This is a genomic window from Rhodococcus sp. IEGM 1408 (assembly GCF_033142235.1).
Classification (GTDB): Bacteria; Actinomycetota; Actinomycetes; order Mycobacteriales; family Mycobacteriaceae; genus Dietzia.
Genome location: NZ_JAWLRW010000003.1, coordinates 1 through 26,168, shown reverse-complemented (window position 1 = coordinate 26,168; position 26,168 = coordinate 1). Strand labels below are relative to the sequence as shown.

The 26,168-nt window shown below is 71.3% G+C and carries 21 protein-coding genes, 1 tRNA gene and 1 pseudogene; 19 read left to right on the top strand and 4 right to left on the bottom strand.

From position 1 onward, the window contains the following. The 14 genes and pseudogenes from R4P08_RS05360 to R4P08_RS05295 all read left to right on the top strand — a co-directional run bounded on the left by R4P08_RS05360 (position 1) and on the right by R4P08_RS05295 (position 15,532). Positions 1–846 carry a TSUP family transporter gene (locus R4P08_RS05360; protein ID WP_317812748.1) on the top strand — a complete coding sequence of 282 codons (846 nt, stop codon included), beginning with the start codon at positions 1–3 and terminating at the stop codon, positions 844–846. Positions 847–891: 45 nt separating this feature from the next. Then, the gene (locus R4P08_RS05355; RefSeq protein WP_317812747.1) at positions 892–3,000 is read left to right on the top strand and encodes a M3 family metallopeptidase; all 2,109 of its coding nucleotides are present in this window, start codon (positions 892–894) and stop codon (positions 2,998–3,000) included. Between the two features lie 10 nt (positions 3,001–3,010). Next, positions 3,011–3,220 (top strand): hypothetical protein, encoded by a 210-nt coding sequence (locus tag R4P08_RS05350; RefSeq protein ID WP_317812746.1) that lies wholly within the window; start codon positions 3,011–3,013, stop codon positions 3,218–3,220. A gap of 141 nt (positions 3,221–3,361) precedes the next feature. Beyond that, positions 3,362–4,735: pseudogene (locus R4P08_RS05345) on the top strand (WS/DGAT/MGAT family O-acyltransferase); the annotation flags it as partial. Between the two features lie 824 nt (positions 4,736–5,559). Then, complete coding sequence (hemW, locus tag R4P08_RS05340; protein ID WP_411741167.1) at positions 5,560–6,777, top strand: radical SAM family heme chaperone HemW; 1,218 nt, start codon at positions 5,560–5,562, stop codon at positions 6,775–6,777. Between the two features lie 49 nt (positions 6,778–6,826). Then, positions 6,827–7,867, top strand: a complete 1,041-nt coding sequence (gene hrcA / locus R4P08_RS05335) for a heat-inducible transcriptional repressor HrcA (RefSeq protein ID WP_317812745.1) — start codon at positions 6,827–6,829, stop codon at positions 7,865–7,867. A gap of 68 nt (positions 7,868–7,935) precedes the next feature. After that, positions 7,936–9,099 (top strand): molecular chaperone DnaJ, encoded by a 1,164-nt coding sequence (gene dnaJ / locus R4P08_RS05330; protein WP_317812744.1) that lies wholly within the window; start codon positions 7,936–7,938, stop codon positions 9,097–9,099. A 4-nt stretch (positions 9,100–9,103) separates the two neighbouring features. Beyond that, positions 9,104–9,901 carry a 16S rRNA (uracil(1498)-N(3))-methyltransferase gene (locus tag R4P08_RS05325; protein ID WP_317812743.1) on the top strand — a complete coding sequence of 266 codons (798 nt, stop codon included), beginning with the start codon at positions 9,104–9,106 and terminating at the stop codon, positions 9,899–9,901. Beyond that, complete coding sequence (locus tag R4P08_RS05320; RefSeq protein WP_317812742.1) at positions 9,898–11,007, top strand: PhoH family protein; 1,110 nt, start codon at positions 9,898–9,900, stop codon at positions 11,005–11,007. Before R4P08_RS05325 ends, R4P08_RS05320 begins: the two co-directional genes overlap by 4 nt. Further along, positions 11,004–11,486, top strand: a complete 483-nt coding sequence (gene ybeY / locus R4P08_RS05315) for an rRNA maturation RNase YbeY (protein WP_317812741.1) — start codon at positions 11,004–11,006, stop codon at positions 11,484–11,486. Before R4P08_RS05320 ends, ybeY begins: the two co-directional genes overlap by 4 nt. A gap of 3 nt (positions 11,487–11,489) precedes the next feature. After that, complete coding sequence (locus R4P08_RS05310) at positions 11,490–12,815, top strand: hemolysin family protein (RefSeq protein WP_317812740.1); 1,326 nt, start codon at positions 11,490–11,492, stop codon at positions 12,813–12,815. Next, positions 12,812–13,720, top strand: a complete 909-nt coding sequence (gene era / locus R4P08_RS05305) for a GTPase Era (protein ID WP_317812739.1) — start codon at positions 12,812–12,814, stop codon at positions 13,718–13,720. The genes R4P08_RS05310 and era overlap by 4 nt, the downstream gene beginning before the upstream one ends. 125 nt (positions 13,721–13,845) lie before the next feature. Continuing rightward, positions 13,846–14,709 (top strand): DNA repair protein RecO, encoded by an 864-nt coding sequence (gene recO / locus R4P08_RS05300; protein ID WP_317812738.1) that lies wholly within the window; start codon positions 13,846–13,848, stop codon positions 14,707–14,709. A gap of 19 nt (positions 14,710–14,728) precedes the next feature. Continuing rightward, positions 14,729–15,532 (top strand): isoprenyl transferase, encoded by an 804-nt coding sequence (locus R4P08_RS05295; RefSeq protein WP_317813115.1) that lies wholly within the window; start codon positions 14,729–14,731, stop codon positions 15,530–15,532. Positions 15,533–15,785: 253 nt separating this feature from the next. Here the strand turns inward: R4P08_RS05295 and R4P08_RS05290 are convergent, their stop codons facing one another. Then, positions 15,786–16,211, bottom strand: a complete 426-nt coding sequence (locus tag R4P08_RS05290; protein ID WP_317812737.1) for a Fur family transcriptional regulator — start codon at positions 16,209–16,211, stop codon at positions 15,786–15,788. A 3-nt stretch (positions 16,212–16,214) separates the two neighbouring features. Continuing rightward, positions 16,215–16,586, bottom strand: a complete 372-nt coding sequence (locus R4P08_RS05285) for a metalloregulator ArsR/SmtB family transcription factor (protein ID WP_317812736.1) — start codon at positions 16,584–16,586, stop codon at positions 16,215–16,217. 178 nt (positions 16,587–16,764) lie between these two features. Here R4P08_RS05285 and R4P08_RS05280 point away from each other — a divergent pair, with 178 nt between their 5' ends. From R4P08_RS05280 to R4P08_RS05270, 3 genes are all read left to right on the top strand, one after another. Beyond that, positions 16,765–18,159, top strand: a complete 1,395-nt coding sequence (locus R4P08_RS05280) for a glycine--tRNA ligase (RefSeq protein ID WP_317812735.1) — start codon at positions 16,765–16,767, stop codon at positions 18,157–18,159. A 55-nt stretch (positions 18,160–18,214) separates the two neighbouring features. Next, positions 18,215–18,832, top strand: coding sequence for a YdcF family protein (locus tag R4P08_RS05275; protein ID WP_317813114.1), 618 nt, complete (start codon positions 18,215–18,217; stop codon positions 18,830–18,832). Positions 18,833–18,945: 113 nt separating this feature from the next. Continuing rightward, on the top strand, positions 18,946–20,208 hold the full coding sequence (locus tag R4P08_RS05270) for a deoxyguanosinetriphosphate triphosphohydrolase (RefSeq protein ID WP_317812734.1): 1,263 nt from the start codon (positions 18,946–18,948) through the stop codon (positions 20,206–20,208). A gap of 14 nt (positions 20,209–20,222) precedes the next feature. Here R4P08_RS05270 and R4P08_RS05265 read toward each other — a convergent pair whose 3' ends face one another. Together R4P08_RS05265 and R4P08_RS05260 are read right to left on the bottom strand one after the other, a co-directional pair. Next, positions 20,223–21,566 carry a serine hydrolase gene (locus R4P08_RS05265; protein ID WP_317812733.1) on the bottom strand — a complete coding sequence of 448 codons (1,344 nt, stop codon included), beginning with the start codon at positions 21,564–21,566 and terminating at the stop codon, positions 20,223–20,225. Positions 21,567–21,570: 4 nt separating this feature from the next. Then, positions 21,571–23,670 (bottom strand): TPM domain-containing protein, encoded by a 2,100-nt coding sequence (locus tag R4P08_RS05260; RefSeq protein WP_317812732.1) that lies wholly within the window; start codon positions 23,668–23,670, stop codon positions 21,571–21,573. Positions 23,671–23,738: 68 nt separating this feature from the next. Here R4P08_RS05260 and dnaG point away from each other — a divergent pair, with 68 nt between their 5' ends. Together dnaG and R4P08_RS05250 are read left to right on the top strand one after the other, a co-directional pair. After that, positions 23,739–25,766 carry a DNA primase gene (gene dnaG, locus R4P08_RS05255; RefSeq protein WP_317812731.1) on the top strand — a complete coding sequence of 676 codons (2,028 nt, stop codon included), beginning with the start codon at positions 23,739–23,741 and terminating at the stop codon, positions 25,764–25,766. Positions 25,767–25,846: 80 nt separating this feature from the next. After that, positions 25,847–25,919: transfer RNA gene (locus R4P08_RS05250), tRNA-Asn, on the top strand. Positions 25,920–26,168 lie beyond the last annotated feature (249 nt).

Below are 26,168 nucleotides of genomic sequence, written 5' to 3'. Positions count from 1 at the left end.
ATGCCTCTGTCGTTCGCGGACCTCGCCGCGTCCACTGCCGCGACCTCCGCCGCGACCTCCGCCATCGGGGTCTCCCTGTGGGTGCTCGCCGCGCTCGTCCTGGCGGCGTTCGTCGCCGGGTGGGTCGACTCCGTGGTGGGCGGGGGCGGGCTCATCCAGCTGCCGGCGCTCGTCATCGGACTGCCCGCGGACGCCTCGACCCCGGAGATCCTCGGGACCAACAAGCTCTCCTCGGTGGCCGGCACGCTGGTCGCCACCCTCACCTACCTGCGCAGGATCCGGGTCCCGATCGGGATGGTCCTGCCGCTGGTGGTGGCGGCCTTCGCCGGCTCGGCCGCGGGATCCTCGGTGGCCCGGTTCATCCCCAAGGAGCTGCTCACGCCCATCGTGCTGGTGGCCGTGGTCGCGGTGGGCGCGTACACGTTCTTCAAGCCGTCGATGGGGCGTGTCCACTCCGAGCGGCACTCGGGGTGGTCGCGGGCGTGGCGTTCGGCGCTGATCGGCGTGGTGATCGGGTTCTACGACGGCATCCTGGGCCCGGGCACCGGGTCGTTCTTCGTGATCGCGATCGTCGCCTTCCTGGGCTTCGGCTTCCTCCAGGGCACGGTCGCGGCCAAGCTCGCCAACCTCACCACCAACATCGCCTCGATCCTGGTGTTCGGGATCCACGGGGAGGTGCTGTGGCTCATCGGCGGCTGCATGGCGGTGGCCAACCTCACCGGCGGCTTCCTCGGGGCGAAGATGGCCATGCGCCACGGCAACGAGTTCATCCGCACGGTGTTCCTGGTGGTCATCGCCATCCTGGCGGCCAAGCTGGCGTGGGACACGGCGGCCCAGTGGGCGTGAGGACGGTCGACGGCCCGGTCCACGCGCCGACGTAGACTCGCCGCCATGACCTCTCCGAGCCCCGACCCGATGCGCCATCCGCTGCTCGACGAGTCGCCGTTGCCGTACGGACTACCGGACTTCGCGGCGATCAGCGAGGCCGACCTGGAGCCGGCGATCCGCACCGCGATCGACGACCACGCGGCCGAGGTCGCCGCGATCGCCTCGATCCCGGACGCGCCGACGCCTCAGAACACCGTGATCGCCCTCGAACGGTCGGGGATCGCCCTGGACCGGGTCCTGTCCGTCTTCTACGGGCTCCTCGGCCCGGACGCCACGAGCGCCCGACTGGACATCGACCGCGTGGTCTCTCCGCTCCTTGCCGCCCACCATTCCGCCGTCATGACCGATCCGGGCCTCTACGCCCGGGTGGACGCCGTGCACTCGGCGCTGGAGGCGGGAGAGTTGGAGGTCGACGACGAGACCGACCGACTGATCCGGCGGCACCACCGTGACCTCCTCCGGGCGGGCGCGGGTCTCGACGACGAGGGCCGCGCGCGGCTGGCCGCGATCGACACCCGGTTGGCCGAACTGACCACCGCCTTCGGGGAGAACCTGCTGGCGGCGACCGCCGCACTGGCCGTCCCGGTCACCGATGAGGCCGAGCTGGCGGGGCTGCCCGCGTCCATGCGCGCGACGCTGGCGGCGAGCGCCGCGGAGGCAGGTCAGGAGGGGTGGCTCATCCCGCTGGGCCTGCCCACGGTGCAGCCGATCACCGCGTGGCTGGACCACCAGGGCCTGCGACGACGCGTGATGGAGGCCTCGCTGCGCCGGGGGGCCACCCCGGACCACGACAACGCCCCGATCGTCCTGGAGATCGTCCGGCTCCGCGCCGAGCGCGCACAGTTGCTCGGGCTGAGCTGCCACGCCGAGCACGTCCTCGCGGTGGAGACCGCCGGGACGCCCGAGGCGGCGCGCGGTCTGCTGCTCGACGTGGTCGACGCCGCCGTCACCAACGCCCGTAACGAGGCGAAGGACCTGCTCGGCGGTGACGACCGCGAGCTGAACCCGGCTGACTGGGCCTGGGAGTCCGAGCGGCTGCGCGCCGACCGCTTCCAGGTGGACGACGCAGGCGTCCGGCCGTACTTCGAGCTCGAGCGCGTGCTCCGCGACGCCGTCATGCACTCGGCCTCCGAGCTCTACGGCCTGCGCTTCACCGAGCGCACGGACCTGGCCGGTTTCCTGCCGGACGTCCGGGTGATCGAGGTCTTCGACGACGAGCGGAACCAGACCGACGCCGGGATCGGGCTGTTGTTGCTGGACTACTACGCGCGACCGACCAAGCGGGGTGGCGCCTGGATGAGCTCGTTCCGCGACCAGTCCCGGCTGCTGGACTCGCGGCCCGTCGTCGTCAACGTCATGAACCTGGCCCGTCCCGCGGCGGGTGAGCCCACGTTGCTCACCATGGACGAGGTCACCACGATGTTCCACGAGTTCGGGCACGCCCTGCACGGCCTGCTCTCCGACGTGGAGTACCCGGTGTTCTCCGGCACCTCGGTGCCCCGCGACTTCGTGGAGTTCCCCTCGCAGGTCAACGAGATGTGGGCGCGACGCCCGGAGCTGCTCGCCCACTACGCCCGGCACGTGGAGTCCGGCGAGCCGATCGGTCAGGACCTGGTCGAGCGGATGCGGGAGGCCGAGCGCTTCGGCGAAGGGCAGGCGACCGTCGAGTACCTGGCGGCCGCGCTGCTCGACCTGGCCTGGCACTCGCTGTCGTTGGAGGAGGCCCGGGCGGTCACCGACGTCGACGAGTTCGAGGCCAAGGTGCTGGCCGACGCCGGACTCGACGTCCCGGGCATCGAACCCCGGTACCGGTCGCGGTACTTCCAGCACATCTTCGCCGGCGGGTACTCGGCCGCCTACTACTCCTACTTCTGGGCGGAGGTCCTCGACGCGGACGCCGCCGAGTGGTTTGCCGAGCGCGGCGGTCTGCAGCGGTCCTCGGGCGAGGCGATGCGCCGTGAGGTGCTGTCCCGGGGAGGGGCGATCGACTTCCTCGACGCCTACCGGGCGCTGCGCGGGTCGGACCCGAGCCCGGCGGCGCTGCTGCGTCGACGGGGGCTCGACAGCTCGGTGGTCGGTGGCCGTGAGGTCGCTCCCGCCGGGCGGTCGTAGGATCGCCCCCGTGACAGCTTTTCTGGGGTTCTGGGACAGGGTCGAACTCTGGCTGGTCACCCTGCCGTTCCCGCTGCAGGTGCTCATCATGCTCGCGGCGGGGATCCCGCTGTTCCTCCTGGTCGCGGCGGTCGTCGAACGCGCGGCGGACATGCTCGTCCACCGGTTCCGTGGGCTCGCCGCCACCGGGTCCGTCGAGACCGGGAAGGAGGTCCTCTGATGCCCCGGTCGCGTGTGACACTCGCCCTGATCCTGCTCATCGCGCTCGTCGTGATCGCCTGGATTGTCGTCGACGTAATCTGAGTTCAAGCGGTCCCCGGTTCGCCCTCCGATCCCGGTGTTGCGCACGTACACTCCGTCCATGCAGCGCTTGAGCGGACTTGACGCCAGCTTCCTCTACTTCGAGACCAGGGCCCAGCTCCTGCATGTCTGCGGGCTGATCGCGCTCGACGGGTCCGAGATGGAGGGCGGGTACTCGTTCGCGGTATTGCGCGCCGAACTGGCGCGCCGGATCGCCGGGATGCCGGAGTTCCGCCGCAAGTTGCACGACTCGCTCCTCAACATCGACCACCCGGTCTGGGTCGAGGCGGAGGACTTTGACATCGACCACCACCTCCACCGGGTGGGACTGCCGGAGCCGGGCGGGGACAGGGAACTCGCGGAGCTGTGCGGACACCTCGCGAGCATGCCGATCGACCGGTCGATGCCGCTGTGGCAGATGTACGTCATCGAGGGGCTGCCCGACGGGCGGTTCGCCGTCTTCATCAAGATGCACCACTCGACCGTCGACGGCGTCACCGGCGCCAACATGATGTCCCAGCTGTGCACGCTCACCCCGGACGATCCGGAGCTCGACCAGGAACTCGTCGCGCAGACCGCGGGCGGCTCGGCAGCCCTCGAGCTGGCCGTCGGCGGAGCGTTGTCCCGTCTGGCCACCCCGTGGCGGCTGGCCTCGCTCCTGCCGGGGACCCTGGGCGTCCTGCCGAAATGGGTCAACAGGGCCCGCAAGGGCCTGGCGATGCCGGCCCCGTTCACCGCGCCGCGGACCCCGTTCAACAGCACCATCACCGGGCACCGGTCCATCAGTTACGCCAGTGTGGACCTGGAGGAGATCAAGCGCGTCAAGAACGCCTTCGGCACCACCGTCAACGACGTCGTGCTGGCCATCTGTTCGACCGCCCTGCGCAAGTACCTCGACGGTCTGGACACGCTGCCGTCCAAGCCGCTCATCGCGATGGTGCCCATGTCGGTGCACGCCGCGGAGTCGCGCCCGGGCACCAACCGGGTGTCGGGCATGTTCATGTCGCTCTCCACGGACATCGACGACCCGGTCGAGCGACTCGAATCGATCCGGGACGCCAACACCGTCGCCAAGGACCACACCAACGCACTGGACGCCAATCTCCTGACCGACTGGGCGCAGTTCGCCGCGCCCTCGGTGTTCGGCTCCGCAGTGCGGATGTATTCGCGGCTCAGGCTCTCCGAGCACCACCCGGTGGTCCACAACCTCGTCATCTCCAACGTCCCCGGGCCCAACATCCCGCTGTACTTCCTCGGGGCCAAGGTCAAGAAGATGCTGCCGATGGGCCCGGTGTTCCACGGCGCCGGTCTCAACTGCACGGTCATGTCGATGGACGGGGAGCTGCACTTCGGCTTCATCGCCTGCAAGGATCTCGTTCCGGATCCCTGGCCCCTGGCCAACGCGGTGGGGGACGCCATGGCGGAGCTCGTCGCGGCCGCCGCCGAGCGCGAGGCGAGCGGCACCCCCTCGGCGGAGCCGAAGTCCGCATCTGAGCTGGGCGCGCAGCGCAAGGAGCAGCGCAAGTCCGCCCGGCAGTCGGCCGGCCGTAGGGCGGCGGCCGCCGCCGAGCCGGCAGACAGGGAGAGCCCCGGGACGACGGAGACGTCCACGTCTACCGAGTTGGCGGAGCTCCCCAGCACGTCGACCGAGCTGGCGGAAACCACGAGCACGTCCACCGAAGTGGTGAAGGCACCGGCCAAGAAGGCGCCCGCCAAGAAGGCGCCCGCCAAGAAGGCTCCCGCCAAGAACGCTTCGGTCAAGAACGCTCCGGTCAAGAAGGCTCCGGCCAAGAAAGCTCCGGCGGCCTCCGCCAAGAAGGTTCCGGCCAAGAAGGCGCCCGCCAAGAAGGCATCGAGCAAGCCCACGGGGTCCAAGCCCGCCTCCTCTCGCCCGCTCACCCCCGAGTCCGAGGCGGTCGTCGCCGCGGCGCTGGATGACCTGCCCACGACGACCACGTCCACGTCCAAATCCACGTTCACGACCCCTCCCACCACCGCACCCGCCACCGCACCCGCCACCGCGGCCACCCCTGCCGGCGGCCCCGCGGAACCGGCATCCGGCAAGCTGGGGAGCGTGCCGCTACTTGAAACCACACCCGCTCCGGCGGTTGACAACACGCCCGGCCCCCGGACCGCGTACGGGGCTGACGACGTGACGCCGATGTACAGCCCGTCGGCCGTCTCCGACCCGGGCGATTCCACCGTGAGCTCGGAGCCAGGGGGCGGTGAGACCGGGAGCGTGCGCGCCCCCGGTCAGGCGTGACCGCCGAGATCCCGGATCCCGCTCGACTCGCCCTCTCCCCGCCGCCGCGCGACCCGCGGGCGCCGTTCGGGATCTACCTCCACGTGCCGTTCTGTTCGTCCCGCTGTGGCTACTGCGACTTCAACACCTACACGGCCGGGGAGCTGGGGTCGGCCACGTCGCCCGTGGACTGGGAGCGGGCCGCTTCGCTGGAGATCGAGCGGGCCGCCTCCGCCCTGGCCGGTACGGGAACACCGCCCGCGGTCGACACCGTCTTCATCGGCGGCGGGACACCGTCACTGGTCGGGGCGGACGTCCTGGTGGGGATGCTCGAGCGCATCCGGTCGACGTTCGGTCTGGCCCCTGACGCGGAGGTGACCACGGAGAGCAACCCTGAGTCCACCTCGCCGGAGTTCTTCGACCGACTTCGCGAGGGCGGGTTCACCCGGATCTCGTTGGGCATGCAATCCACCGCCCCGCACGTCCTGCGCGTGCTGGACCGGGTCCACACCCCGGGCCGACCGCAGGAGGCGGTCGCCGAGGCGAAGGGCGCAGGGTTCGATCACGTCAACCTCGACGTGATCTACGGGACGCCGGGGGAGACCGACGACGACCTCGCCCGCACCCTCGACGCGGTGGTCGACGCCGGGGTGGACCACGTCTCCGCCTACTCGCTCATCGTGGAGGACGGCACCGCGCTGGCCAGACGGATCCGACGGGGCGAGCTGCCCGGGACCGTCGACGACGTGTTGGCCGACCGCTACGAACAGGTGGCGGAGCGGTTGTCCCGCTCCGGTTTCCACTGGTACGAGGTCTCCAATTTCGCGACCGACTCCTCGGGGTACTGCCGCCACAACATGGGGTACTGGCGCGGCGGCGACTGGTGGGGGATCGGTCCCGGCGCCCACTCCCACGTCGGCGGCGCCCGGTGGTGGAACGTCAAACATCCCGCCCGGTACGCCGCGGCGTGCGACGCCGGGGACCTGCCGGTCGACGGCGGCGAGATGCTCGACGACGCCGACCGGCACCTCGAACGGATCATGACCGGGCTCCGGCTGGCCGAGGGGCTGCCCGACACGGCGTTCACCGTGGACGAGAGGACGCGGGCGGACGCCCAGGTGGAGTCGGGACTGCTCCGTCGCCGGGCCGCCGGCGTGGCCGACGGGCCGGGATACGCGCTGACCCAGGCGGGCAGGCTGCTGGCCGACGGCGTCGTGCGCGACGTGCTCCTCTGAGCGGCTGGCCTAGGATCGGGGGGTACACGAGCGCGAGAAGGAGAATCTGATGTCGAGCACGGCCGATCGCAGGACCGACGTCTTGCGCGCGATCGTCTCCGATTACATCGCCTCGCACGAGCCGGTGGGCTCCAAGTCGATCGTCGACCGTCATTCCCTGGGTGTGTCCAGTGCGACGATCCGCAACGACATGGCCGTCCTCGAGGCGGAGGGCTTCATCGTCCAACCCCACACCAGCTCGGGGCGGATCCCCACCGAGAAGGGCTACCGGCACTTCGTCGACTCGATCGAGGAGATCACGCCGCTGTCCCGCGCCGAGCGCAAGGCGATCCGGACCTTCCTCGAGGGTGCCGTGGACCTGGACGACGTCCTCCGGCGGGCCGTGCGGTTGCTCTCCCAACTCACCCGTCAGGTCGCCGTCATCCAGTACCCGGTGCTGGGGCGATCCACGGTGCGCCACCTCGAGGTGGTGAGCCTGGCCCCCACCCGGCTCCTCCTGGTCCTCATCACCGACACCGGCCGCGTGGACCAGCGGGCGGTGGAGCTCGCCTCCCCGTTGACGGACGAGCACTCGACGGAGCTCCGTTCCCTCCTGTCGGAGGCCGTGGCCAACAAGCGACTCAGCGACGCCTCCGAGGCCCTGGCCGCGACCCCGGGCCGGGCCCGGCCCGCCTACCGCGACGCGGCCGAGCGGTGCGTGACCGTACTGGTGGAGACCCTGGTCGAGCAACCCGACGCGCGCATCGTCCTGGGCGGCACCGCCAACCTCACCCGCAGCGCAGCCGACTTCGACGGGTCGCTGCTGTCGGTCCTGGAGGCGCTGGAGGAGCAGGTCGTGATCCTGCGGCTCCTCTCGGCGGCCCAGGCCGTGGGAGTGGGCGGCCCGGCAGGGGTCACCGTCCAGATCGGCGAGGAGACCCAGGCCGCGGAGATCCGGGGCGCCTCCGTGGTGTCCTCCGTCTACGGTTCCGACGGACAGATGCTCGGCGGGATGGGGGTGCTCGGGCCCACACGGATGGACTACCCGGGAACAATCGCCTCGGTCGCCGCTGTTGCCCACTACGTGGGCGAGATCCTGTCCGGGCACTGACGCCCGTAGCCTCACCCGGGACCAGTTCCTACACTTGAGCAGTTATTCCACTTATCGAAAGGCGACACGTGTCACGCGACTACTACGGGACCCTCGGGGTCGATCGGGGTGCCTCGGAGTCCGAGATCAAGCGCGCCTACCGCAAGCTCGCCCGTGAGCTGCACCCCGACGTCAACCCGTCGGACGACGCGCGTGAGCGGTTCACCGAGATCACCGCGATCTACGAGGTCCTCACGGATCCCGAGAAGCGCAGGGTCGTGGACATGGGCGGGGATCCGCTCGATTCCTCCCCGGGTGGCGGGCGTGGCGGCGGCTTCGGTGGCGGTGGATTCGGCGGCGGCGGTGGCCTGGGCGACGTGTTCGAGGCGTTCTTCGGCGGAGCCGGGGGCGGCGGCGGACGGGGTCCCCGCAGCCGCGTGCAGCCGGGTTCCGACGCGCTCATCCGCGTCAACCTGACGCTGGCGGAGTGCGCCACCGGCGTCACCAAGGAGATCCAGGTCGACACGGCCGTGCTCTGCGAGACCTGCCACGGAAAGGGCTCGGCGAGCGACACCCCGCCGGCCAAGTGCGGCATGTGCCAGGGGCAGGGCGAGATCCAGTCGGTCCAGCGCTCGCTGCTGGGCAACGTCATCACCAGCCGTCCGTGCCCCACCTGCGCGGGCACCGGCGAGATCATCACCGACCCGTGCGGAGACTGCTCCGGCCAGGGGCGCGTCCGCAAGCGGCGCACCGTCTCGGCCAAGATCCCGGCCGGTGTCGGCGGCGGTATGCGGATCCGGCTCTCCGGACAGGGCGAGGTGGGCCCCGGCGGCGGGCCCGCCGGTGACCTCTTCATCGAGGTCAACGAGCGCAACCACCCGGTGTTCGTGCGGGACGGGGAAGACCTGCACTGCACGGTCCGCGTCCCGGTGGTCGACGCCATGCTCGGTGGCAGCGTGGACCTGGAGACCGTCGTGGGCGACGACCTCGTGATCGACATCCCGGCCGGCATCCAGCCCGGGCACACCGTCACCCTCTCCGGCCGCGGCATGCCGCGCGTCCGCGGTGGCGGGGCCGGGGACCTTACGGTGCACATGGAGGTCGTGGTCCCCGAGAAGCTGGACCGCAAGCGCCGCGACCTGGTGGAGCAACTTCGACGACTGGGCGGCGACTCGGCCGAGATCGTCAACGAGGACACCGCCCGCCGCGGCGGGCTCTTCTCGCGCCTGCGCGACGCGGTCGCGGGTCACTGAACCGGTGACCCCGCCCCTCTTCCGGGTCCCGGCCGTCCCCGCGGTCGGCCAGCTCGTGGTCCTCGACGGACCCGAGGGCCGGCACGCCGGATCCGCACTCCGGGTGCGCCCCGGTGAGCGCGTCCGGGTGGGCGACGGACGCGGGGCGGTGGCCGACTGCCGGGTCTCCGCCGCCGAATCCGGGCGGGTCGAGGCCGAGGTCGTCGCCCGCGAGGACGTGCTCAGGCCGTCACCCGAGGTGACGGTGGTCCAGGCGCTGCCCAAGTCCGAGCGCTCGGAACTGGCGGTCGAGCTGGCCACCGAGGCGGGGGCCGACCGGATCGTGCCGTGGCAGGCGGACCGCTGCGTGAGCCGGTGGACCGGGCCCAAGGTCGACAAGGGCCGCACCAAATGGGAGAACGCCGCGCGCGCGGCGGCCAAGCAGTCCCGGCGGGCCTGGGAGCCGGAGATCGGCCCCCTGGTGGACTCCGCCGGCCTCGTGGCGCTCGTGACCGAGGAGGTCGAGGCGGGCGCCGCCGCCCTGGTGCTGCACGAGGACGGTGCCGTCTCCTTTGTCGAGGCCGTATCCGCGGGGCCGGCCGGGGAGCGGATCCTCCTCGTCGTCGGGCCCGAGGGCGGCGTCTCCGACGCCGAGATCGACGCGCTCACCCAGGCCGGGGCCCGCGCGGTCGTTCTGGGACCGGAGGTCCTGCGCACGTCCACCGCCGCCACCGTGGCCCTGGGCGCCCTCGGCGTTCTCACGCGGAGATGGTCAGACCCGGGGACTACACTCGACCCGACCGAACCACCACCCAGGACGTGATCCACGTAAGTACCCCAGAAGACGACGCAGTCATCAACCCGGACGCCGAGCGCCCGGAGGTCGCCGAGCCGCGCGGCGGCCGCCGCGACTCCGGCGACTCGTCCGCCCGCACGGCAGTCCAGCTCGACCCCGATCTGGCCATGGCGGTGCTCGGTGCCGCCGACGCCAACCTGCGGATGCTCGAGGAGCTGCTCGACGCCGACCTGCACGTCCGCGGCGGCACCATGACCATCTCCGGTGACCCCGGGGCCGTCCACCAGTCCTCGCGGGTGGTCTCCGACCTGCTGCGGCAGGCGCGTAGAGGTGTGGAGATCACCCCGGCCTCGGTGCGGCGCTCGGTCGAGATCCTCGCCGACTCCGGGCCGCTGACGCCCGAGGAGGTGCTGGGGACCAACGTGCTCTCCCGCCGCGGCGGGATGATCCGGCCCAAGACGGTGGGCCAGAAGCGGTACGTCGACGCGATCGACGAGCACACGGTGGTGTTCGGGCTCGGCCCCGCCGGGACCGGCAAGACCTACCTCGCGATGGCCAAGGCCGTGGCCGCGCTCCGCGCCAAGGAGGTCAGCCGCATCATCCTCACCCGCCCCGCGGTCGAGGCCGGTGAGCGGCTCGGTTACCTGCCCGGCACCCTGCACGAGAAGATCGACCCGTACCTGCGGCCGCTGTACGACTCGCTGCACGACATGATGGACCCCGAGGCCATCCCCAAGCTCATGGCGGCCGGGGTGATCGAGGTGGCGCCGCTGGCGTACATGCGCGGTCGCACCCTCAACGACGCGTTCATCGTCCTCGACGAGGCGCAGAACACCACGCCCGAGCAGATGAAGATGTTCCTCACCCGCCTGGGCTTCGGCTCGAAGATCGTCGTGACCGGCGACATCACCCAGATCGACCTCCCGGGCGGGCAGCGTTCGGGCCTCAAGGTGGTGCGCGACATCCTCAAGGGGGTCGACGACATCCACTTCGCCGAGCTCACCTCGAAGGACGTCGTCCGGCACGCGCTGGTCGCGCGGATCGTCGATGCGTACGCCAAGCACGAGGAGCGCCTCGAACGGGGCGAGAAGCCCACCGCCGTCACCAGCAAGAAGGAGCACCGCCGCCGATGAGTATCGAGGTCGCCAACGAGTCGGGCGTAGAGGTCGACGAGGCAGAGCTCATCGACGTGGCCGCGTTCGTGATCGCCCGGATGGACGTGCACCCGGCCGCCGAGCTGTCGATCACCCTCGTGGACAAGGACACGATGGCGGATCTCCACGTGACCTGGATGAACCTGCCGGGCCCCACCGACGTCATGAGCTTCCCCATGGACGAGCTCACCCCGGGCGGCCGGCCCGATCTGCCCGACCCCGGTCCGGCGATGCTCGGCGACATCGTGCTGTGCCCGGCGTTCGCCGCCGACCAGGCCGCCAGCTCCGGGCATCCGCTCGCGCACGAGTTGGCGTTGTTGACCGTGCACGGGAGCCTGCACCTCCTGGGCTACGACCACGCCGAACCGGCCGAGGAACGTGAGATGTTCGGGCTGCAGAACGAGCTGTTGGCCGAGTGGTACGACCACCGCCAGGACGCTCGGCGCGAGGACGCCTGACCCGTGGACCCCACAATCCTCACGACCGTCGCGGCCGTGCTCCTCATCCTGGTCGCCGGCGTCTTCGCGTCCCTGGACGCCGCGCTCAGCACCGTCTCGGTGGCCCGGGTCGACGAGATGGCCAAGGAGTCCCGCTACGGGGCGGCCCGGCTGGCCAGGATGCTCGAGAACCGGGCCCGCTACATCAACGTGTCCATCCTGCTGCACCAGCTGAGCCTGATCTCGGGTGTCGTGCTCCTGACGGTCGTGTTCGCCGAGGTCATCGAGTCGACGGTCTGGGCGCTCGTCGGAGTGATCGCGCTGACGACCGTCGCGGCGTACGTGGTTGCCGGCGTCGGATCGCGCACGCTGGGGCGTCAGCACGCCTACTCCCTCGCGCTTGGGTCCTCGACGCCGCTGTCGCTCACCGGGCTGGTCCTGGGCCCGGTGGCCGGGCTGCTGGTGGGGATCGGCAACGCCGTCATCCCGGGCGGGGGTTTCCGCAACGGACCGTTCGCATCCGAGATCGAGCTGCTCGAGATCGTGGACATGGCGCGGGAACGCGGGGTGGTGGCCGACGACGAGTCGCGCATGATCCAGTCCGTGTTTGAACTCGGCGAGACCACCGCGCGCGAGGTCATGACCCCGCGGACCGAGATGGTGTGGATCGAGTCGGACAAGACGGTCGGCCAGGCGGCACGGTTGACGGTCAAGTCCGGTTACTCCCGCATCCCGGTGGTAGCGGGGGAGAACTACGACGACGTGGTGGGCGTGGTGTACCTGCGTGACATCGTGGCCAGGCTCGACGACCCGGACGGTCGCGCGACGCCCGTGGCCGACATCATGCGGCCGGCGGCGTTCGTCCCGGACTCCAAGCGCATCGACGACCTCCTGGCCGAGATGCAGCGGGAGCACAACCACCTGGCGATCCTGGTCGACGAGTACGGCGGGACCCCCGGGCTGGTGTCGATCGAGGACATCCTCGAGGAGATCGTCGGGGAGATCGTCGACGAGTACGACACCACCGAGGTGGCGCCCGTCGAGGAACTGGGCGACGGGGTCTACCGACTCTCCGCCAGACTCGGTCTGGACGAGGTGGCCGACCTGTTCGACCTGGAGTTCCCCGATGAGGTCACCGAGGAGGTCGAGACCCTCGGCGGACTGCTCGCCTTGGAGCTCGGTCGCGTGCCGCTGCCCGGCGCACACGTGGTCTCGACGGGTCTGGACCTGCACGCCGAGGGCGGGAGCGATCGTCGCGGCCGCGTCAAGGTCGTCACCGTGGTGGCACGACGAACCGGGTCGACCGACCCGGACGAGGATTCTGATCGCAACAGCGAGGACAATCGATGACCACCCCAGAGGGATTCCGGAGCGGGTTCGTCAGCTTCGTGGGCCGGCCCAACACCGGCAAGTCCACGTTGACCAACGCGCTCGTGGGCGAGAAGATCGCCATCACGTCCTCGCGCCCGCAGACCACCCGACACGCGATCCGCGGGATCGTCCACCGGCCGGATGCCCAGCTCATCCTGGTCGACACCCCCGGCCTCCACCGGCCCCGGACCCTGCTGGGCGAGCGCCTTAACGCGCTGGTGGAGGACACCTACTCCGACGTCGACCTCATCGGCCTGTGCATCCCCGCGGGGGAGCGGATCGGGCCCGGTGACCGGTGGATCCTGGAGCAGGTCAGGAAGCTCTGCCCCAACACCCCGATCCTCGGGCTGGTGACCAAGATCGACACCGTCTCCAAGAAGCGGGTCATGGAGCAACTGATGGCGGTCTCCAAGTTCCTCGGACCGGATTCGGAGGTCGTCCCGGTATCCGCGACGGCCGGTGAGCAGGTGGATGTGGTGGAGGACGTGATCGCCTCCCTGCTGCCCGAGGGCCCGCGGTTCTACCCCGATGACGTGATCACCGAGGAGTCCGACGAGTCCCGGATGTCCGAGCTCATCCGCGAGGCCACCCTCGAGGGCGTCCGGGACGAGCTGCCGCACTCGATCGCCGTGTCGATCGAGGAGGTGCTGCCGCACGAGGGGCGTAGCGACATGGTGGACGTCCACGCCATCGTCTACGTCGAGCGGCAGAGCCAGAAGGCGATCGTCCTGGGCAAGGGCGGTTCGCGGATGAAAGAGGTGGGTAGCCAGGCCCGGGCGGGGATCGAGCAGCTGCTGGGTACCAAGGTGTACCTGGATCTGCACGTCAAGGTCCTCAAGGAGTGGCAGCGCGATCCCAAGATGCTCGGTCGGCTGGGCTTCTAAGGCCCCGGCTGGGCTTCTGGTCCCACCGGTGGGCGGTCCCGCCGGGGATTCGTCTGGGTGACCCACCACCGCAGGTGGGACAATGGACCTCTGTCACCGGTCGACGATCAAGCGGAGGAGGCCCGATGCACCCGTTCACCGACATCGGCCTCGTCGTGCGCACCTACGACCTCGGTGAGGCCGACCGGATCGTCACCTTCCTCACCGAGGATCACGGACTGGTCCGGGCCGTCGCCCGGGCGGTGCGCCGCACCCGCTCGCGGATGGGCGCCAGCCTGGAGCCGTTCGCGGTGGTGGAGGTGCAGATCGCCCCCGGCCGTGGCCGGAGCGGCCTGGGCGCCGTGCGACAGGCGTCCAGCCGGGAGTCCCTCTCGCGCCCGCTCGTGGCGGACTATCCCGCGTACACCTCCGGGTGTGTGGTCCTGGAGACCGCGGAACGACTGGCAGGGGAGGAGGGTGCACCCACCCCGAGGCTGCTCGGCCTCGCCGTCGGAGCCCTCCGGTCCCTGGCCGAACACCGGCGCCCACCGGGACTGGTCGCCGACGCCTTCCTCCTGCGCGCCATGGCCGCATCCGGCTGGGAGCCGGTCCTGGACTGCTGTGTGCGCTGCGGCGTGGTGGGCCCGCACCGGGCGTTCCACGTGGCCTCCGGCGGCACCGTGTGCGTCCACTGCCGGCCGCAGGGGTGCGCCATGCTCTCACCCGGCGTCGCCGGGCACCTGTCCGCGCTGCTGGCCGGGGAGTGGGACGCCGTGGGCGTCTCGTCGCCCGCCGTGGTCCGCCAGGCCTCCGGGATCGCCGCAGCCCACCTGCAGTGGCACCTCGAGCGCGACCTGCGCAGCCTGCCCCTGGTCGACCGCGGCACGGTCGACCTCCAGCCCGTCGACGGCTCTCCCGTCGACCTCCTGCCGGCCGACGTCCTGCCCTTCGCGCCCTTTCCCGTCGAACACGTTGAGGAACCCCGTGCCCGGACTACCCAGATTTCGTAAGCGCACCACCACCGCGGGCGTGACCTCGTCGTGGACACGGGGTGCCGCGACGCCGGCGACCCCGAGCCCGCCCACCCCGCACCCGTCGGGCGCGCGTCCGCCGGCTATCCCGGCCGAGTTCGTTCCGCGCCACGTCGCGCTGGTGATGGACGGCAACGGCCGCTGGGCCCAGGAGCAGGGGTTGCCCCGCACGGAGGGGCACAAGCGCGGCGAGGCCGTGCTCATGGACGTGGTCAAGGGCTGCATCGAGATCGGCGTCCCCTACCTCTCGGCGTACGCGTTCTCCACCGAGAACTGGAAGCGCAGCCCCGAGGAGGTCCGCTTCCTCATGGGCTTCAACCGGGACGTCCTGCGCCGGCGCCGCGACGAGATGAACGACCTGGGCGTCCGGGTCCGGTGGGCGGGCCGGCGACCCAGGCTGTGGAAGTCGGTCATCTCCGAACTCGAGGAGGCCGAGGAGCTCACCCGGGACAACACGGTCATGACGCTGGCCATGTGCGTCAACTACGGCGGGCGGGCCGAGATCGTGGACGCCGCGCGGGATTTCGCGCGCCGGGTCGCGGCGGGGGCGGTCTCCCCGGACGACCTCACCGAGGACAACTTCGCCCAGTATCTCGACGAGCCCGACATGCCGGACGTCGACCTGTTCCTGCGGCCGTCCGGTGAGCTGCGCACGTCCAACTTCCTGCTGTGGCAGAGCGCCTACGCCGAGTTCGTCTTCCAGGACACGCTGTTCCCCGACTTCGACCGACGAGACCTGTGGGCGGCGTGTCTGGAGTACGCGGAGCGGGACCGCCGCTTCGGCGGGGTGGCCCCGGCCTGACACCCCACGGTGCATCCGCTCGCGCGCGTGTGCCCCCGCGTCTGCGCCCCGCCGCATCCGCTCCCGCGCCTGGCGGCCCGCGCCCGCGGCTGACCGTGACTGGCACCGCCGCTCCTGGAGATGGCGTCTCGCCTGCGCATCGGTACACGCCAGACGCCAGGTTCGCGCGCGCCTGCGGAGGCGCAGCCAGCCGGTCGGCTGGTCGCGGGCGGGGAGCCCGGTCAGTCAGCGTCGCACGCCGCGCACGCCGCGCTCAGCCCGCCCCGGCCGCCCCGGCCGCCGCGCACGCCGCGCACAGGCCGAACAACTCGACAGTGTGGGTGACCTCGGTGAACCCGTGGGCGCCACCCGCGCGATGCGACCACTCCTCGACCCCCGGCTCCTCGACCTCCACCGTGAACCCGCACACCCGGCACACCAGGTGGTGATGGTGCGAGTCGGAGCACCGGCGGAAGATCAGCTCGCCCGAGTCGGTGCGCAGGACGTCCACCGCGCCCGCGTCGGACATCGACTGCAGCGTCCGGTAGACCGTGGTCAACCCGATGGTGTCGCCGCGGTCCCGGAGCTCGGCGTGCAGGTCCTGGGCGGAGCGAAAGCCCTTGGACTCGCCGAGCAGCGCGGAGATGGCGCTGCGTTGGCGGGTCGAGCGCACCCCGATCGGCTTTCCCGGTGTGGTCACCGCCTACCCCTCACCGGCGTGCCCCACGGCCGCCTCGACGATGTGTAGGAGGTGGTCGTCGAGCAGCTCGTAGCGGATCTCGCGGCCCTGCCGGTGCGCGGACACCACATGGGAGGACTTCAGGACCCGTAGGTGCTGGCTGACCAACGGCTGCGCGACCCCGAGGGCGTCGACCAGTTCGTGGACGCAGCGCGGGCCCTCACGGAGCTGCAGCACGATCGCGATGCGCAACGGCGCGGAGAGCGCGCGGAGCAACTCTCCCGCCGCCGCCATCACGTCCGGGCGCGGGAGTGGGACGGGCGCGGTGTGGCGGCCGGGATCGTGGACGTCGGCGATCAACTCGCCGTCGGTCGTGAGCTCGGGTCCGGATGCCATTGCGTGAAACCTTCCGGGCGCGCTGGTCGCAGGCGCCGTGTCGGGTGGGGACCCCAGTATCCCAGACCGCCGGGGCGGACCGGATACGCTGGTGAGAAGTACCGCGGGCGCCGGCCCGCGCCGAGGTCGTCCACCACGACACCTCCGCCAACCGACTCACCAAGGGAGAACCCCCGACGTGGCATCCTCAGCGTCCGTCATCGACACCGTCGTCAACCTCTGTAAGCGCCGGGGACTGGTGTACCAGTGTGGCGAGATCTACGGCGGCACCCGTTCGGCGTGGGACTACGGTCCGCTGGGCGTCGAGCTCAAGGAGAACATCAAGAAGCAGTGGTGGCGGACCTTCGTCACCGCCCGCGAGGACGTGGTGGGCCTGGACTCGTCGATCATCCTGCCCCGCAAGGTGTGGGAGGCCTCCGGCCACGTCGAGACCTTCACCGACCCGCTGATCGAGTGCCAGTCCTGCCACACCCGCCTGCGCCAGGACCACCTGCAGGAGGCCTACGCGGCCAAGAAGAAGCTGGACTCCCCGGCCGACGCCCAGATGGCCGACATCCCGTGCCCGAACTGTGGGAACAAGGGCCAGTGGACCGAGCCGCAGCTGTTCTCCGGCCTGATGAAGACCTTCCTCGGTCCCGTGGACAACGAGACGGGCCTGCACTACCTGCGCCCGGAGACCGCCCAGGGCATCTTCGTCAACTACAAGAACGTCATGACCACCGCCCGGCGCAAGCCGCCGTTCGGCATCGGTCAGATCGGCAAGGCGTTCCGCAATGAGATCACCCCGGGCAACTTCATCTTCCGCACCCGCGAGTTCGAGCAGATGGAGATCGAGTACTTTGTCAAGCCCGACGAGGCTGACGAGCACTTCAAGCGCTGGGTCGAGGACTGCTGGGACTGGTTCGTGGACCTGGGCATCAACCCGGAGAACCTGCGTCGCTTCGACGTCCCGGAGGATGAGCGCGCCCACTACTCGGCCGGCACCATCGACTTCGAGTACCGCTTCGGCTTCTCCGGCAGCGCGTGGGGCGAGCTCATGGGCGTGGCCAACCGCACGGACTACGACCTCACGCAGCATCAGACGCACTCGGGTGAGGACCTGCAGTACTTCGACCAGGCCTCGGGAGAGAAGTACATCCCGTACGTCATCGAGCCGAGCTTCGGTCTGACCCGCTCGCTCATGGCGTTCCTCGTGGACGCCTACACCGAGGACGAGGCACCCAACGCCAAGGGCGGCGTCGACACCCGCACGGTGCTCAAGCTCGACCGGCGCCTGGCGCCGTTCAAGGCTGCCGTGCTGCCGCTCTCGCGCAACGCCGACCTCTCGCCCAAGGCGCGCGACCTGGCCGCTCAGCTGCGCAAGAGCTGGAACGTGGACTTCGACGACGCGCAGGCGATCGGTCGCCGCTACCGCCGCCACGACGAGATCGGCACCCCGTTCTGCATCACCGTGGACTTCGACACCCTCGAAGACCAGGCCGTGACCATCCGTGAGCGGGACACCATGTCCCAGGAGCGCGTGGCGATCGACCAGGTGGAGGGCTACCTCGCCCAGCGGCTCATCGGTTGCTGACCGGGGCACTGGCACACTTGGTCGGGTGAGTAGATCCCGGTCCCCGCTGCGCGCGATGTCCAGGGCCATCAGCTGGCTCCTGGCCATCGCGCTGCTGCTGTGCCTGGTCGTCCCCGGCTTCATCGCGTTCCGCGTGTGGCACGTCGCGCGGGTGGACGACCGGACGACCGCCGACGCGATCGTCGTGCTGGGCGCCGCGCAGTACGACGGCGTCCCCACCCCGGTATTCCAGGCCAGGCTCGAGCACGCCGCCTCCCTCTACGACGAGGGCGTGGCGCCCCAGATCATCACGGTCGGCGGGAGCCAGCCGGGGGATCGTTATACCGAGGCGGGCTCCGGCCGCGCCTACCTCACGGAGCTGGGTGTGCCCCCCACCGTGATCCTGGCGGTGGAGACCGGCACCAACACGGTCGGCAGCCTCGACGCGGTGGCGCAGACGGTCCGGGACCAGGGCGGCCGCTCCGTCGTCCTGGTCAGCGACCCCACGCACTCGTACCGAGCGCGGATGATGGCCGAGGACGTCGGCCTGGACGCGTGGACCTCGCCCACCCGGCACGGGCCCGCGGTGTGGACCCGGGAGAACCAGATCACGAGCATCATCCGCGAGACCGGCGCGGTGCTCTGGTACCAGTACCACCGGATCGCCGGCAGCGACGTGGATTTTCCCGGCTGATCCCCGGCACCGCTGGGCGGTCGTATCGGGCCGGTCGGAACGGTCCGGTCGTATGGGACGACGACGACGAGGACGACGACGACGAGGGGCGCTCTCGCCCGGAGGAGATCTGGATGACGGGCTACACGTACGGCGCGGCGGACGGCGAGCGACGGGTGAGTGAGGGCCCCGGGCGCGCCCAGGGGACGGCGAGCGAGCGCAGCCCGTTCGAGCGTGACCGCGCCCGCGTCCTGCACTCGGCGGCACTGCGCAGGCTGGCCGACAAGACCCAGGTGGTGGGGCCCGGCGACGGTGACACCCCCCGCACCCGGCTCACCCATTCCCTCGAGGTGGCCCAGATCTCCCGCAGCATCGCGGCCGGGCTGGGGTGTGACCCCGATCTGGCGGACCTGGCGGGCCTGAGTCACGACATCGGCCACCCGCCCTACGGACACAACGGAGAGCGCGCCCTGGACGAGGTCGCCCGGGGCTTCGGCGGGTACGAGGGCAACGCCCAGACCGTGCGGATCCTGTCGCGGCTCGAGCCCAAGGTGGTCGACGCCGACGGTCGCGGGGTGGGCCTCAACCTCACCCGCGCCGCGCTGGACGCCGCCACCAAGTACCCGTGGTTGCCGCGCGAGGGGACCACCAAGTTCGGCGCCTACGCCGACGACGCGGACACGCTGGCGTGGATCCGCGAGGGTGCGCCCGGGGACACGCGGTGCCTGGAGGCCCAGATCATGGACTTCTCCGACGACGTGGCCTACTCGGTGCACGACGTCGAGGACGCGATCGTGGCCGGCCGGCTGGACCTGCGGTCGCTCGCGGATCCGTCGGAGGTCGCCGCGCTCGCCGAGCTCGGCGCCCGGGAGTTCCGCGGGCCCAGCGCGGATCAGCTGCAGGAGGCGGCCGGGCGGCTCGGCGCCCTGGAGGTGATCCGCGGGGTGCAGCCCTTCGAGGAGACCTTCACCGGTCTGGTGGCCCTCAAGGCCTTGACCAGCGAGCTGGTCGGGCGGTTTGTCATGCCGGCCATCCACACCACGCGCGAGGTGCACGGGGCGGTCCCGCACGGGCGGTACAGCGCCGACCTCGAGGTGCCGGTGGAGGTGGAGGCCGAGGTGGTGATGCTCAAGACCATGGCCGTGCGGTACGTCATGAGCGACCCCGGGCACCGGCTGCGCCAGGACCGCCAGCGCGACCGGATCCACCGGGTGGCCGAATACCTGGCCCACTCCGCGCCCGCCGGCCTGGACGGGGCGATCCGCCCGCTGTGGGACGCCGCCCCGGACGACGCCGCGCGGATGCGCGTGATCGTCGACCAGATCGCCCTGTACACCGAGAGCCGGCTGGAGCGGATCGACCGGGCCAGCGCCGGCATCCAGGCCGCCTGGGGCTGAGCGGCCGGCCCCCGTCAGCCCACCGCCCGCGCGACGTCCCCGACCAGGGTCGCCACACCGAGCGAGTCGAGCTTCCCGCCGGGGGAGAAGCCCGTGCGCACCACCACGAGGTCGGCCGACGGGACCACCACGACGTACTGCCCGTCGTGACCCGAGGCCCAGTAGGCGTCGGCCGGCAGCCCGGGGAAGCGCAGCGGGGAGCCGTCCCCGGCGTCGTTGACCCACCACTGCGCGCCGTACGGCTCGGGTTCGCCGCCCGCCGGGACGACGGTCGTCGCGAACTCCATCCATCCCGCGGGCAGCAACTTCTCGCCGTCCACCTCGCCGTCATCCAGCGCGAACTGCCCGAACCGCGCCCAGTCCCGCGGCGTCGCCCACAGGTACGAGCTGCACACCGACCCGCCGGACTCGTCGGCCTCGAGGACCGCGCTGCGCATCCCGAGCGGGCCGAACAGCAGCCGGTCGGCCATGTCGGGCCCGAGGCCGGTGCGTTCGCGCAGGAGGTCGCACAGGATGTTGGTCGTCCCCGACGAGTACTGACGGACGGTCCCGGGCGCGTGGGCGGCCGGTTGCGAGGCGGCGTAGGCGGCCATGTCCGGCTCGCGGTAGAGCATCTGTGTCACCGGCGTGCCCAGGTCGTACTCCTCATCCCAGGCGAGCCCCGAGGTCATGCGGAGCAGGTGGTCCAGCGAGATCTGCGAACGCTCGTCGGTCCAGTCGGGGCGCAGCGCGGTGCTCGCCGGGTCGAGGTCGGCGTCGGGGAACTCGATCTGCGCCCGGCCCACCAGGGTCGCCGCCACGCTCTTGCCCATGGACCAGCCCAGCTGGCGGGTGTCGGGGCCGAAGCCGCCCGCGTACCACTCGCTCAACATCTCACCCCGATGGACGACGACGAGGCCACGCGTCCCCTCCGCCTGCGCAGCGGCGTAGATCGCGGACCCCACCTCCGCCGGGGCCTCGGTCGCGACGGGGAGCTCGATCCCGGTCGGGCCGTCCTCCGTGGGTCGGATGAGGGAGCTGTACTCGGAGCCTTCTGCGCGGCCGTCGCCCACCGCGCAGCCGTGTTCGGACGCCCACGCGTACTGCCGGAACCCCACGCCCAGCACGGAGGAGTGCGCCCAGCCGTTGGAGTCGTCGACCTCGGTCCGCAACAGCGGCACCAGCGGGTTGGGCGGAAGATCGGTCTCGAGGTCGGAGTGGCGATCGGTTAGGAAGTGCATCGCGCACGCGTTGTGGGCGGCGTAACCGGTGCCGGTGAGCAGGAGCGGCCGGTAGCGCACGCCCACGGCCACCACGGCGGCTACCAGCAGGGCCAGGACCACCAGGGCCGCGATGAGGACTTTCCGACGACGCGTCATGGCCTCAGAACCGCCCGCCCGCGCCGCCGCCGCCGAAGCCACCTCCACCGCCTCCGAAGCCACCGCCACCGAAACCGCCCCCGCCGCCGAATCCGCCGCCGAACCCGCGGGAGGAGCCGAAGCCGGACCCGCCGCCGCGGAGCATCCCCTGGATCAGTGCGCCGGCGACCATGCCGCCGACCATGGCCCCGGTGTTCGAGCCGCCCCGGCCACCGCGGCCGCGGCCTCCGTAACCACCGCCGCCGCCGTAACCCCCGGTGAACTGGGGCCGGGAGGCGTCGCTCTGCGCGTACTGCAGGGCCTCCCGGGCCAGCTTCAATGCGCGGTCAGCGGCGGGGAACGCGGCCGGGCCGGCCGTGGCCTGGGCGGTGGCCAACGACTCCTTGGCCGCGGCGAGCCGGGTCCGGGCGGTCTGGCCGATCACGTACGAGCGGCTGCCGATGTAGTCGTCGGCCTCTCGCACCGCGCCGGCGGCCCGGGTGATCGCGGCCTGACGCGCGGCCCGGGCACGGCCGGCCGTCTGGGCCTCGTGGCCGGCGGCGGCCAGCGCCTCGTCCAGATCGCGGTCCACGTCGACCAGGCGGGAGAAGGTGCCCAGGGGGTCGGTCTCCCCGAGGCGGTGGGCCCGGTCGAGTGCCTCGCGCGCAGCGGTGGCGGCGCTGGTCAGATTCCGGCTGGTGGCGTTGCTGACGTCGGTGGAGCCCAGCAGGCGCCCCGCCACCACCAACTCCTCCTCGACCTCCGCGATCAGCGCGGCCAGGTCGCGGCGGGCGGTGGCGATGTCGTCGGCCGCGTGGTCCACGCCGTCGACCAGCTTCTCGGCGCGGGAGAGCTCACCTTCGGCTGAGGTGATGGCGTCCACGGCCTCCGCCTGCTCACCCACCGGGCGGGCGAGCGCCTCGCGGGCCCGTGCGGTCTCGGACTCGGCGGCGTCCAGGAGCTGGCCGGCCAGCGGCAGGTTGTCCTCGATCGAGAGGAGCACCTCCGCGGGGAAGCGGGACCGGAGCTCGGCCATCGACTGCTCGGCCGCCGGGATCCGCGCGCGCAGGGTGACCGCGCGACGGGTGAGGGCGTCGACGGAGGCGGCGCCGTTGATCAGCAGGTCCCGCATCTCGGCGAAGGCCGTGGACTGACCCTCGAGCTCGCGCTCGGCGCGTTCGGCCCTGGCGGCCACCTCGAGGAGCATCGCCCGGCGCTGGTCTGGGGTCTCCGGGATGTCGTCGTCGAGTCGCTGGACCAGGGAGTGCGCGGCCGCGACCTCGGCCCGGGCCGAGTCGAGGGCGGCGCGGAACGGGCGGGTGCGCATCTCGCCGAACTCGCTCGTGGCGGTCTCGAGCGCGGAGGTGGAGGCGTCCACGGCCTGGTCGGCGTCCATGAGCCCGGCGCGCGCCCGGGCGTCGAGTACGTCGACCTGCAGTGCGGACATCCGTGCGGTGTCGTCGCCCGGGATGTCGCGGGCGGACTCGGCCTGCCGGGCGGTGCGGGTGCGGCGGCGTCGGCGGGTGACCAGCAGGACCAGCGCGACCATGACGATGATGCCCGCGATGATCGCGATGAGCGTCCCCGCGGAGATCCCGGAGCCCGACCCCTGCCGCTCGAGGCCGTCGGCGGCGCCGGTCACCGCGCCGGCCCAGTCGCCGGCCGCCAGGCGTGGCTCGATGTCCCGGTCGGCGATCCGCTGGGCGGTCTGTTGATCGGCGGTGGGGGAGGCGGCCGGGTCGTCGAACTCGAACCAGTAGGCCCCGTCCTGCACCGCCACCACCAACAGGGCGTCGGAGGCCCCCAGGTCCGACAGCACCCGGGTCCGCTCGGCCCATTGCTGCACCGGGACGCCGTCCAGCGTCTCCACGAAGGTCGCCCAGAGCTGGATGTCGTCGGAGGTCCGCAGCTCGGCGAGCCTGCTCTCCACCGCGGCGGTGTCGCCGCCCAGGACCCCCGCGGAGTCGGTGACCTGCTGCGGCAACCGGGAGGGTGCTTCGGAGGACGCGATCGGGGCACCCCACGCCCCCAGGCCGAGGAGGAGCGCGGCGACGAACGCGGCGGCGGCGGTGCGCCGGAGCCGGGAGGCCCGGACGGCGTCGGGGCGATGGGGGGCGGCGATCATGCGGCCAGCGTATCGGCCCGTCCCAGGGGAAACGCCGGTCTCCGGCGCGGACGGTTACTCTGGGCGGCATGGCAGGGCGGATTCCGGAGCAGGACATCGCCGCGATCCGCGAGCGCACCCGCATCGAGGAGATCGTCGGCGAGTACGTCGCGCTCAAACCAGGTGGCGCGGACTCCATGAAGGGGCTGTCGCCGTTCAAGGACGAGAAGACGCCGTCCTTCCACGTCCGCCCCCAGCACGGGTACTTCCACTGCTTCTCCACCGGCGAGGGCGGCGACGTCTTCGCGTTCCTCATGAAGATGGAGCACATCAGCTTCCTCGAGGCGGTGGAGCAGCTCGCCGACCGGATCGGCTACCGCATCTCCTACGAGGGCGGCGGGCAGGTGATCCAGCGCGACCGCGGCACCCGCTCGCGACTGGTGCAGGCCAACGCCGCCGCCCAGAAGTTCTACGCCGAGCGCCTGCACCAGGACGAGGAGGCCGAGACCGCCCGGGCGTTCCTGACCGACCGCGGCTTCGACCTCTCCCAGGCCGACGTCTTCGGGTGCGGCTACGCGCCGGCGGGCTGGGACACGATGAGCAAGCACCTCATGCGCCAGGGCTTCGAGGCCAAGGAGCTGGAATCGGCCGGGCTGTCCAAGACCAGCTCGCGGGGGACGCTGATCGACCGCTTCCATCGCCGGCTGCTGTGGCCCATCCGCAACCTCGCGGGGGAGGTGATCGGCTTCGGCGCGCGCAAGCTCTTCGAGGACGACACGCTGGGCAAGTACATGAACACGCCCGAGACCATGCTCTACAAGAAGTCGCAGGTGCTGTTCGGTCTGGACCTGGCCAAGCGCGAGATCGCCTCGCAGCGGCGGGCGGTGGTGGTCGAGGGCTATACGGACGTCATGGCCATGCACGCCGCCGGCGTGACCACCTCGGTGGCGGCCTGTGGCACGGCGTTCGGGGAGGACCACCTGTCCACCCTCCGGCGCCTGATGTTGGACGACAACTACTTCCGCGGCGAGATCGTCTACACCTTCGACGGCGACGAGGCCGGCAAGAAGGCCGCGATGCGCGCGTTCTCGGGGGACCAGCAGTTCTCCGGCCGCACCTTCGTCGCGGTGGCCCCCGCCGGCCAGGACCCGTGCGACATCCGCCAGAACAAGGGCGACGCGGCCCTGCGGGACCTGGTCTCCGCCCGGGTCCCGATGTTCGAGTTCGCAATCCGGTCGATGCTCGAGGAGTGCGACCTCGACCATGCCGAGGGGCGTGTCGACGCGCTGCGCCGGACCGTTCCCGTGGTGGCCGACATCCGGGACTCGGCGCTGCGCGACGAGTACGCCCGCCAGCTCGCCGGGTGGGTGGGCTGGGACGATCCCGGAACCGTGCTGCGCCGCGTCCGCGAGGAGGCGCGCAAGAAGGGTCGCGCCAAGTCCGCGGGCTCGGGCCCCGGACTCCGCAAGCGCGCCCCGGGGCCCGGCGGACCCGGGGGATCCGGGGGAGGAGCCCGCGCGGAGTGGGATCGTTCCGAGGGCGGCGGTAGGAGGCACGACGACGACGAGGCGGGCGATCGCGGCGAGTCACAGGCTCCCGCTGTTCCGGCAGGCATCCCTCTGCCCTCGGCGGCCGACCCGGTGCTGTGGCCGCAGCGTGAGGCACTCAAGGCCGCCCTGCAGTACCCGGGCCTGGCGGGTCCGCTCTTCGATTCGCTCCCGGGCGAGTGCTACACCCATCCCGCCTACGCCCAGATCGCCGACGCGCTGTCGGCGGCCGGGGGATGCGCCTCCGGCAAGAGCGGTGCGAACTGGGTCTCCGAGGTCTCCCTGAGCCTCGAGGACGACGGCCTACAGAAGCTGGTGGGCCTCCTCGCCGTCGAGACCCTCCGGGTGGCCGAGGATGCGCTGCCGCGCTATGTCTCGGGCGTGCTCGCACGCCTGCAGGAGGTCTGGGTGTCCGGACAGATCGCCGACCTCAAGTCCAAGGTGCAACGGATGAGCCCGGCGGACGACCCGGAGGGGTTCTCCGCGCTGTTCGGCGACCTCGTGGCGCTGGAGGAGTACCGGCGCGGACTTCTGAACCAGGCCGTAGGCGCCACACCCGACATCGCCTGACCTGGCGATTTGGACCGTGGCAGCTCTCGCACTAAGGTGAGTTCTCGGCGTCCGAGGTAAGAATTGGTCGCCGGTAGCAATCCCCCATAGCTCAATTGGCAGAGCATTCGACTGTTAATCGAAGGGTTCCTGGTTCGAGTCCAGGTGGGGGAGCATAGCAACCAGGTCAGTGGCTTTTCAGCCCTGGCCTGGTCTGCATTTCAGGGCTTTCGTAAACGTAGGTATGTCGCAACTACCGTCCGTCGCCACTCTCGCCCCATATCGGGAAACGCCCCCACGCAACGGTGGCCGGACTCGACCGCTCACAAAGTGCCGAGTTGTGTTCGGATAGTGCCCCGTGGGGTGGTGGGATTCGGATCGGCGTCTGGTCAGGCGCAGTGATCAACGAGTCGTGATTGATCG

Bases quoted from the DNA above. Each gene is read 5' to 3' on its own strand.
- R4P08_RS05360 (WP_317812748.1), top strand. From the start codon at position 1: ATGCCTCTGTCGTTCGCGGACCTCGCCGCGTCCACTGCCGCGACCTCC.
- R4P08_RS05355 (WP_317812747.1), top strand. From the start codon at position 892: ATGACCTCTCCGAGCCCCGACCCGATGCGCCATCCGCTGCTCGACGAG.
- hrcA (WP_317812745.1), top strand. From the start codon at position 6,827: ATGTCGAGCACGGCCGATCGCAGGACCGACGTCTTGCGCGCGATCGTC.
- ybeY (WP_317812741.1), top strand. From the start codon at position 11,004: ATGAGTATCGAGGTCGCCAACGAGTCGGGCGTAGAGGTCGACGAGGCA.
- era (WP_317812739.1), top strand. From the start codon at position 12,812: ATGACCACCCCAGAGGGATTCCGGAGCGGGTTCGTCAGCTTCGTGGGC.
- recO (WP_317812738.1), top strand. From the start codon at position 13,846: ATGCACCCGTTCACCGACATCGGCCTCGTCGTGCGCACCTACGACCTC.
- R4P08_RS05285 (WP_317812736.1), bottom strand. From the start codon at position 16,586: ATGGCATCCGGACCCGAGCTCACGACCGACGGCGAGTTGATCGCCGAC.
- R4P08_RS05275 (WP_317813114.1), top strand. From the start codon at position 18,215: ATGTCCAGGGCCATCAGCTGGCTCCTGGCCATCGCGCTGCTGCTGTGC.
- R4P08_RS05270 (WP_317812734.1), top strand. From the start codon at position 18,946: ATGACGGGCTACACGTACGGCGCGGCGGACGGCGAGCGACGGGTGAGT.
- R4P08_RS05265 (WP_317812733.1), bottom strand. From the start codon at position 21,566: ATGACGCGTCGTCGGAAAGTCCTCATCGCGGCCCTGGTGGTCCTGGCC.
- R4P08_RS05260 (WP_317812732.1), bottom strand. From the start codon at position 23,670: ATGATCGCCGCCCCCCATCGCCCCGACGCCGTCCGGGCCTCCCGGCTC.
- dnaG (WP_317812731.1), top strand. From the start codon at position 23,739: ATGGCAGGGCGGATTCCGGAGCAGGACATCGCCGCGATCCGCGAGCGC.